At 52.1% G+C, this 7,641-nt stretch carries 9 protein-coding genes; 4 read left to right on the top strand and 5 right to left on the bottom strand.

The genetic code is table 11. The features are described from left to right. Window positions 1-818: tetratricopeptide repeat protein (locus ACEW8P_RS14985; RefSeq protein WP_373513889.1), on the bottom strand; the 818-nt coding region annotated here is incomplete at its 3' end. Between the two features lie 268 nt (window positions 819-1,086). Beyond that, on the bottom strand, window positions 1,087-1,728 hold the full coding sequence (locus tag ACEW8P_RS14980; protein WP_373513888.1) for a helix-turn-helix domain-containing protein: 642 nt from the start codon (window positions 1,726-1,728) through the stop codon (window positions 1,087-1,089). A gap of 174 nt (window positions 1,729-1,902) precedes the next feature. On the opposite strand from ACEW8P_RS14980, the gene ACEW8P_RS14975 reads away from it, so the two are divergent. Then, on the top strand, window positions 1,903-2,388 hold the full coding sequence (locus ACEW8P_RS14975; protein ID WP_373513887.1) for a beta-carotene hydroxylase: 486 nt from the start codon (window positions 1,903-1,905) through the stop codon (window positions 2,386-2,388). A gap of 82 nt (window positions 2,389-2,470) precedes the next feature. Here the strand turns inward: ACEW8P_RS14975 and ACEW8P_RS14970 are convergent, their stop codons facing one another. After that, complete coding sequence (locus tag ACEW8P_RS14970; protein ID WP_132122348.1) at window positions 2,471-2,692, bottom strand: DUF2795 domain-containing protein; 222 nt, start codon at window positions 2,690-2,692, stop codon at window positions 2,471-2,473. Window positions 2,693-2,986: 294 nt separating this feature from the next. On the opposite strand from ACEW8P_RS14970, the gene ACEW8P_RS14965 reads away from it, so the two are divergent. The 3 genes from ACEW8P_RS14965 to ACEW8P_RS14955 all read left to right on the top strand — a co-directional run bounded on the left by ACEW8P_RS14965 (window position 2,987) and on the right by ACEW8P_RS14955 (window position 5,483). Then, window positions 2,987-3,727 (top strand): copper homeostasis protein CutC, encoded by a 741-nt coding sequence (locus ACEW8P_RS14965; RefSeq protein WP_373513886.1) that lies wholly within the window; start codon window positions 2,987-2,989, stop codon window positions 3,725-3,727. A 96-nt stretch (window positions 3,728-3,823) separates the two neighbouring features. Next, entirely contained in the window at window positions 3,824-4,849 is a 1,026-nt protein-coding gene (ruvB, locus tag ACEW8P_RS14960) for a Holliday junction branch migration DNA helicase RuvB (RefSeq protein ID WP_373513885.1), read from the top strand. A gap of 118 nt (window positions 4,850-4,967) precedes the next feature. Further along, window positions 4,968-5,483 carry a (deoxy)nucleoside triphosphate pyrophosphohydrolase gene (locus ACEW8P_RS14955; RefSeq protein ID WP_373513884.1) on the top strand — a complete coding sequence of 172 codons (516 nt, stop codon included), beginning with the start codon at window positions 4,968-4,970 and terminating at the stop codon, window positions 5,481-5,483. Here the strand turns inward: ACEW8P_RS14955 and ACEW8P_RS14950 are convergent. Then, window positions 5,407-6,345 carry a DMT family transporter gene (locus tag ACEW8P_RS14950; RefSeq protein ID WP_373513883.1) on the bottom strand — a complete coding sequence of 313 codons (939 nt, stop codon included), beginning with the start codon at window positions 6,343-6,345 and terminating at the stop codon, window positions 5,407-5,409. The genes ACEW8P_RS14955 and ACEW8P_RS14950 overlap by 77 nt on opposite strands. Window positions 6,346-6,348: 3 nt before the next feature. Next, a partial coding sequence (gene der, locus ACEW8P_RS14945; RefSeq protein WP_373513882.1) for a ribosome biogenesis GTPase Der occupies window positions 6,349-7,641 on the bottom strand: 1,293 nt, incomplete at its 5' end.

The raw sequence follows: 7,641 nt of genomic DNA, 5'->3' as shown, positions 1-7,641 counted from the left end.
GTCTTCTCGACATCGCCTTTGCGACGGTAAATATCGGCTAGCAGTACGTGGGCCTGGGCCTCGTCAGGATTGAGCCGTAAGGCATCTTCCAGAGGAGCCACTGCGTCGTCGATGCGGTCGTTAGCCATCAGCAGTTCAGCCAGTTCGAGGCGGTAGGCCAGTTCGGCAGGTTCGGCGATGATCAGCTTTTGGGCTTCGGCGATCGCCTTGTCGATCTTGTTGTCGCGCAGGTAGAGCTGCTGCTTCTGGTGCGTGATTTCTTCGGTGACGCCTACGGCCTTCTCCAGACGGTCATAAGTATCAATGGCTTTGTCGAACTGGTCGCTGAAAATGTACATTGCCGCCAGCTCTACGCCGTAAGGGATATTCGCCGGGTCTTTCTTCACTAAAACCTCAAACAACTTAGCTGCGTCAGCGTACCTTTTCTGTTTTGTAAAAACCTCCGAAAGCTGCTCGACGTAATAGGCATTTTCGGGTTCGGCTTCGTAGGCTGTTTTAGCGTGGGGGAGAGCATCGGCAATACGGTTGAGCTTCAGCAAAGCCGAAGCCAGCATGAAGTGACTCGCCGGATCATTCGGACTCATATCTACCAATTTCTCGAAGACAGGCAGCGCCCGCGACGGCTCGTCCATCATCATGTACTTCATGCCTTCGATAGCCGTTCCCTCGTCTTCCAGGCGCGTGGCGGTGTCTTTTTGTTCGGTTTGATTTTCTTTATCGCGCTTACGGTCACGCTTCTGCGCCTCGCAGGGCAGCACGCCCAGCGCCCACGCCAGCAGGATCGCACCCAAGAAGCTTTTCAGTATTTTAGGGAACATAAAATGGAGTTGCGTTCTGTTTTGAGGGAAATATATCGCAGAAGCCCGTAAATATCGACTTTGCCTTCCAAAAATAACTATAAATCTAGCGGTTTATTGCCATTTGGAAGAATGCAAGCCCCATCGGGGCAGACTTGCGTATCCATCCGATGTCCGCTCAATTTTGAAAAAGCTTGAAGAACTAACTAGTAAAGGCGAAAGAATCGGAAATTTCAAGGAAATAAGACTATCACAGCAAATCGGCGATCAGGCGAAGATCAAGCAGCCCCTACGCCATCGCCATTGTAAACTGATCGCGAATTTCACCGGGATGTACTTCCAGCACATTGGCCAGCACCAGCAGAATCAGCGTCCGGGAGGCCATATTGCGAGGGATACCCACCGAAGTAGCGAAAGAGTCCACCGTGACACTCTGCTGGGCGTCAAGTAGCTGCATCAGTTTCTTTTCCTTCTCGCCGTAGTTGAAGCGGATGTCGCGCTGGCGGCGGGTACGTTTCATGATTTCCCGCATCTCACGGCTGGCCTGTACAGATCGATCCTTCACCCGCACGTAAGTTTTCTTTTTGCCGGATTCATCCAGCACGGCATGGGGCTTATCGGTGCTGCGGTGAATGTGAAACACCAGCACTTCGCGCTCGTCAGTAAGCGGCACGCGTTCGATACGGTAAGGGATTTCAGGTGTGCACAGTCTCTGGATAGCCCGTTCGAGGATGTACTCGTCCTCGTCGGCGTACTTGAGGCCCTTGATGGTTTTATCGTCGCCGATGCCGACGAGTAGTTTACCGCCCCCGGAGTTGGCGAAGGCCACTATTTCCCGGACAATCTTCTCGGGATGGCTGGATTTGAGCTTGAATTCCAGATTATCGCCCTCGCCTTGCCGGACTAGTTCCCGGAGTGTTCGTAGGTCCATCGTTCGTGGGAATTGGATGGAAGTTAGGTTTTTTAAAAGTAGGTACTTTTGGTCTTGAAAAAAAACGATCAGCGGTATTTTTTCTCAACATTTGTTCTCCTTAGAATGTTTTTTCGTGAAATCCCGTTCCCCAAGAAGTGAACCCAGTATTTCTCAGTTTCTTAGCTACGACTCATGAATTTGTTTCTCAATATATTACTGATGCTGGTGACTTTCTTTTTCATGGAAGGCTTCGCCTGGTTCACGCATAAGTACATCATGCACGGCGTTATGTGGCGCTGGCACGAATCGCACCACGCGCCGCACAAGCATTGGTGGGAGCGCAACGACTGGTTCGGTATCATCTTCGGCATTACCGCCACGGCGCTGATCGTGCTGGGGTCAGAGGTAGTGTCGCTGCGGTTCCTGATGTGGGTCGGCTTCGGCATTTCGCTTTACGGCGTAGCCTACTTCGTTTTCCACGACGTGATCGTCCACCGCCGCATAAAAACAAAGTACCAGCCGCGCAGCCCTTACATGAAGCGCATCATGAAGGCGCACTACGTTCATCACAAAGTACACGAGCGGGAAGGGGGGGAAGCGTTCGGCTTTCTTTACGCCCCAAAAAAATACGAAGCAAAGACCATGAACAAGGCCAGAAAAACAGAGGAAGTAAAATAAAAAAAAGACGCGCTTGGGCGTCTTTTTTCAAAAGATATAAATTGGGCCTGCCACGCGAGCAGCCCCCAAGCCGATAGCTACGTCAATATTCATCCTCGTTAAAGAAGAAGTCCTCCTTCGTGGGGTAATCGGGCCAAATTTCTTCGATGCTTTCGTACGGTTGGCCGTCGTCTTCGAGTTCCTGTAAGTTTTCGACGACCTCCAACGGCGCTCCGGTACGAATGGCGAAGTCGATGAGTTCGTCCTTGGTAGCTGGCCAGGGCGCATCTTCTAAATACGATGCAAGTTCTAGTGTCCAGTACATAATGTCAAAGTCAGATTTAGTGTTCAGTTCATTTTTTGGAGTGCAAAAGTATGAAATTCTGCATCTTTCGGTAATTTTTAACAGGTTTTTTTAGAAAAAATTCTTGTTTGTGTTGATTTATTTTTTATAGAAATATAAGCAACTGACTTTCAGTCATATAAAAGACAAAAATAGTATCTCAAGCACGACACATCCTGTATCCCGGATTCCAAATCAAGGTAAACAAGGCACAACAGCTATTCTAACTTGCCCTGGGTACAACCAATACTGCCACATGAAAAGATTGAAATACTTATGACTATCGAAGTCTGCGCATACTCTTTAGAATCTTGCCAAAATGCTCAAAAAGCTGGCGCCGCTCGTGTTGAGCTTTGCGGCGGCCTGGGCGAGGGCGGTACTACACCCAGTGCGGGCCTGATCGCCGCGGTACGTGACAACATTCGGATTGACCTGTATGTGATGATTCGCCCCCGAGGCGGCGATTTTGTGTATGAAGAATCGGAAATCGACATCATGCGTCGCGACATCGACACTGCCAAATCTTTTGGTGCCGACGGCGTGGTGCTGGGGGTACTGCTTCCGAATGGCGAAGTAGATGTGCCCCGTACCCGCGCCCTGGTGCAATACGCGCAGCCCATGGGCGTGACCTTCCACCGCGCTTTCGACCTTACGCCTGATCCGCTCCCTGCCTTGGAGGCCGTCATAGAAACTGGCTGCGAACGCATCCTGACTTCCGGTCAAAAATCGGTCGTTCTGCAAGGCAAAGCACTACTGACTGAATTAGCGAAGCAAGCTAATGGCCGCATCGAAATCATGCCGGGCGGCGGGGTGTCGGCGGCCAATGCAGCGGAACTAGCCGCCACAGGCGTGGACGCACTTCATCTGACGGGTAAAGCATTCCGGCCCGGGCGGCAGACGTACTTTCCAGCGGAGATTTCGATGGCGGGCGAAATCCCCGATGAGCGCAGCATCCTCTACACCGACACCGAGCGCGTGGCGGCGGTGGTAGCGCTTGTTACAAAAATGGTAGATTAATCTCTTCAACCATTCAACATTTTAACAGCGGGCAACGCCGCTATTATACCGCCAAAAAGCCGTATTTTTGGTTTTTATGAATATTTGCAGAAAGCCATGCGGAAAGAATATATGAGCGGAGAAGGCGAAAGCCTGTCCAACACTGAAAAAGAAATAGAGAAGGCTCTGCGGCCGCTATCATTCGATGATTTTACGGGTCAGGAGAAAATTCTGGAAAATCTGAAAATCTTTGTAAAAGCTGCTAAGCAACGCGGTGAAGCTCTGGATCACGTTCTCTTACATGGCCCGCCGGGACTGGGAAAGACCACGCTCTCGCACATCGTAGCGAATGAACTGGGAGCCAACATCAAAGCAACGTCTGGGCCGGTGATGGATAAGCCCAGTGACCTGGCCGGACTCCTCACGAATTTACAGCCCCACGATGTACTTTTCATCGACGAAATCCACCGTCTCAACCCCATCGTGGAAGAGTATTTATACTCCGCGATGGAGGATTACAAGATCGACATCATGCTCGACAGCGGCCCTAATGCCCGTTCGGTACAAATCGGCCTGAATCCCTTCACGCTCGTCGGTGCCACTACCCGCGCTGGACTGCTGACCTCCCCGCTGCGGGCGCGCTTCGGTATCAACGCCCGGCTGGAATATTACGACGCCAAACTACTAACTACCATCGTGCTGCGCTCGGCGGACTTGCTTGGCTCACCGATTGATGACGAGGCAGCCTATGAACTCGCCCGCCGCAGCCGTGGAACGCCCCGCATCGCCAATAATCTGCTGCGCCGCACCCGCGATTTTGCCCAGGTGAAGGGCAAAGGCCACGTTACGGTGGCCATCGCCGAAATGGCCCTTACTGCCCTCGACGTGGATCAAAACGGCTTAGACGAAATGGACAACCGCATCCTGACCACCATTATCGAAAAGTTTAAAGGAGGCCCCGTGGGGCTATCGACTATCGCTACGGCCTGTAGTGAGGAGGCTGAAACAATCGAAGAGGTGTACGAGCCATTCCTGATCCAGGAAGGCTACCTCAAGCGCACCGCCCGCGGGCGGGAAGCTACTGAAATGGCCTACCGCCATCTGGGCATTCTGCCCCGACATCGGACAGGGGAGCTTTTTTAGCGTAATGGTCGAAGTCCATCTCCCCTTTTGGCCCTCCCCCAATATCCTTTTGATTCTCAACGTTAGCATAACGCGTACTTAGTCGTACCTTCGCAGCCGAAAATCAAAAGAGGGGAGAATGCCAGTGTCGGACATCGTATTGAAACCACTCGTGCGGGTACCCTGCGCCATTATTGAGCGTGAAGGGAAAGTGCTGGCTGCCCAACGCAGCGCGGTTGGCTCGCTGCCTATGAAGTGGGAGTTTCCCGGTGGTAAATTGGAAGCCGGAGAAACAGAGGAGGAAGGGCTAGTGCGCGAAATTCGGGAGGAACTGTGCGTAGAAATTCTTATCGGTGAGCGGTTGCCTGTCACCGACCGTAATGATGTGTGGCGCACTATCCGACTGGTGCCTTTTGTCTGCGAACTAGCTTCCGATGAAATCATCCTGACCGAACATGAGCAAATTCTCTGGCTCTCCCCCGAAGAACTACTTGAACTGGACTGGGCCGAGGCTGACCGGGGCGTACTACTGAATTACTTCAAGTACCTGACGATCGAATCTGAGTTCGATTCGGAGGTTACTTCTCTCCTTTCCAGCCTATCCAAACCACCCCAGCCAGAACCAGGCCCGTCCCGACGGCCTGCCAAAAGCTAATCTGCTCGCCAAGTACCGTACTGGCAAGCACGATGGTAAAAATCGGCCCGATACTCGCCACGATCGAAGTGTTGCCCGAGCCAATCCTCCGGATTCCCTCCGCAATCATAAACGTTGGAACGACGGTCACGAAAACGGCCATTACGCCACTAATAGCATAGACCGGGGCTGGATATTGTAAGAATGTGAGGAAGCCATGCTTCACGAAACCGTGTAAGGCGGTGGGTAGCGTGGCGGCGATCATGGCATAGCAAGTGAATTTCCTTGAACCAATCTTGGCAATAAAGGCATCGCTTCCTACCAGATACACGGCATACACAATTCCGCTGAGAACTACCCAGAAGGAGCCCAAAAGCAAATTTGTCTGATCCCCGGCATCAATATTGGGAACAAAGACTAGCGCGATTCCCAAGTAGGTGAGTAACAAGGCACCATACTGCCGGGGTTTTATTTTTCGTCCGAATACCCCAACTCCCAGAAACAAAACGAAGGTGGGATAGATGAAAAGAAGTACGCGCTCCAGGCTGGCTGTGATATACACCAATCCAAGAAAGTTGAGGTAGCTCGCCAGGTAGTATCCCGTGGCTCCAATGGCCATCAGCGACAACCACTGTCGCGGCGTCAGTTGCGTGGGTTCGGTAGTTTTGGCGAGTCGCCAGCCAATCAGAAGGTAAAAGGGTAGTGCAAAAATCATCCGCAAAGCCAACAACGCAATGGCGTCTATGGGGTACTCCCGATAAGCGATCTTGATAAGTATTCCTTTGCAGGCGAAACAGAAAGCAGCAAGCAGTACCAGCAACGCCCCCGTCCAGTAATAGGAACGGGGGCGTTCTTGTGCTTCAACAACTGCCAGTTCGGGCATATCCTATTTTTCCCTAAAAAACATCGTGAGCGGTACGCCCGTAAAATCGAAGTGCTCGCGCATCCGGTTTTCGAGGTAGCGTACGTAGGGTTCCTTGATGTACTTGGGATGATTACAGAAAAATACGAACGTTGGTGAGGGCGTGGGCAACTGAATCATGTATTTGATCTTGATGTGCTTGCCCTTGAAAGCTGGTGGCGGGTAGTTAGCGATCACCTGCTGCATGACCTCGTTGAGCTTGGAAGTCGTGATTTTACGGTGCTTATTCTCATACACCTCCATCGCCTTTTCCATTACCTGAAAAATCCGTTGCTTTTCCAGCACCGATGCGAAAATGATTGGCATGTAGTTCATCGGAGCAAGGCGTTCCAACATAGCTTTCTTCAGATGGTCGGCGGTTTTGGATTCCTTCTCCACCGCATCCCATTTATTGACCATAATCACGATACCCTTCTTGGCTTTATCGGCCTGACCGATGAGCGTCATGTCCTGGCCTTCCAGCCCGTTTTGTGCGTCCAGCATCACGATACAGACATCAGACTCTTCCATCGCCTTAACAGAGCGGATGGTGGAGTAAAACTCGATATCCTCTTTCACCCGCGACTTGCGACGCATCCCGGCTGTGTCGATCAGAATGTATTCCCGGCCAAAAGCCTTGTAGGGCGTATGGATGGCGTCGCGGGTAGTACCCGCAATGTCGGTCACGATGCTGCGCTCAGTACCCGTCAGCACGTTTAGGAAGGAAGACTTGCCCACATTCGGACGGCCCACGATGGCGATGCGAGGGATGCCTTCCTCGGGATTTTCGATACCCGGCGCGTCGAAGTACTTGATCACCTCGTCCAGCAAATCACCCGTGCCATAGCCAGTTTGCGAGGAAACGGGAAAGATTTCTTCCCCTAGTCCTAATTCGTAAAATTCCGCCGAGGAATGGTAGCGCTCGAGCGATTCGGCCTTGTTGGCCACCATAAGTACGGGTTTGTCGTAACGGCGCAGCACATTGGCAAACTCCTTGTCGAGCTCGGTTAACCCGCTCATTGTGTCCACCATGAACAGCACCACCGACGATTCCTCGATGGCCAACTCGACCTGGTCGCGGATGGCGCCTTCGAAGATATCCTCCGAACCCACCACGTAGCCGCCCGTGTCGATGACGGTAAAGAATTGCCCCGACCACTGAGCATGACCATAATGGCGGTCGCGCGTCACGCCGCTCTCGTTGTCCATAATCGCCTTCCGCTCTTCGATCAGGCGGTTAAAAAGGGTGGACTTGCCCACATTGGGACGTCCTACTAT

Origin of the sequence: Persicitalea sp., assembly GCF_041751555.1 — a bacterium.
Lineage (GTDB): Bacteria > Bacteroidota > Bacteroidia > Cytophagales > Spirosomataceae > Persicitalea.
This window is presented reverse-complemented; position numbering and strand designations above follow the sequence as displayed.

Bases quoted from the DNA above. Each gene is read 5' to 3' on its own strand.
- ACEW8P_RS14980 (WP_373513888.1), bottom strand. From the start codon at position 1,728: ATGGACCTACGAACACTCCGGGAACTAGTCCGGCAAGGCGAGGGCGAT.
- ACEW8P_RS14975 (WP_373513887.1), top strand. From the start codon at position 1,903: ATGAATTTGTTTCTCAATATATTACTGATGCTGGTGACTTTCTTTTTC.
- ACEW8P_RS14970 (WP_132122348.1), bottom strand. From the start codon at position 2,692: ATGTACTGGACACTAGAACTTGCATCGTATTTAGAAGATGCGCCCTGG.
- ACEW8P_RS14965 (WP_373513886.1), top strand. From the start codon at position 2,987: ATGACTATCGAAGTCTGCGCATACTCTTTAGAATCTTGCCAAAATGCT.
- ruvB (WP_373513885.1), top strand. From the start codon at position 3,824: ATGCGGAAAGAATATATGAGCGGAGAAGGCGAAAGCCTGTCCAACACT.
- ACEW8P_RS14955 (WP_373513884.1), top strand. From the start codon at position 4,968: ATGCCAGTGTCGGACATCGTATTGAAACCACTCGTGCGGGTACCCTGC.
- ACEW8P_RS14950 (WP_373513883.1), bottom strand. From the start codon at position 6,345: ATGCCCGAACTGGCAGTTGTTGAAGCACAAGAACGCCCCCGTTCCTAT.